Source organism: Clavibacter lycopersici (assembly GCF_003576405.1).
GTDB lineage: Bacteria > Actinomycetota > Actinomycetes > Actinomycetales > Microbacteriaceae > Clavibacter > Clavibacter lycopersici.
On sequence record NZ_QWGT01000534.1, the window covers coordinates 1 to 503 of the forward strand.

Consider the following 503-nt stretch of genomic DNA (forward strand, 5'->3'; position numbering starts at 1 on the left):
TCGATCTGCCCCTCGTACGCCTTGCCGCCGTAGATGGAGACGACCGTGGTGGCGCGGTGCTTGGTGGCGATCTGGAGGATCCAGCCGCCGCAGCCCTGCCAGAACGGGTGCGGGTAGTCGGCGGAGAGGTGGTCGGCCCGGCCGTGCGTGGACATGCGGGCGGGCAGCAGCATCCCCTCGGCGCCGAAGACCCGGCGGGCGTTCTCGCGGTAGTCGTCGAGGTGGGGGAGCACGAGCTCGAGCAGGGTGCGGGCGAGCTCGGGCGTGCCGGTGGGGCTCATGCCGGCCACGGCGCCGTTCTGCACGTTGCCGTTGAGCGTGTAGTCGGCCGACCACGCCGGCCGCCAGGTGCCCTGCCACACGCCCTGCAGCGTGGGCGGCAGCTCGCCGGTGGAGGAGATGATCGCCGCGCGGCCGCTGAGGTACGCGACCTCGACGACGCGGCGGCGGGCCGCGGGGTCGCCCGCGCGGGCGGCGGCCCAGAGGTCCTCGGTGGTGGGGGC

General features: G+C 75.0%; 1 protein-coding gene. It reads right to left on the bottom strand.

Annotated elements, in window-relative coordinates; translation table 11 throughout:
* Positions 1–503 (bottom strand): glycosyl hydrolase family 95 catalytic domain-containing protein (locus DZG00_RS17090; RefSeq protein ID WP_199689852.1); only part of this gene is annotated, 503 nt, incomplete at both ends.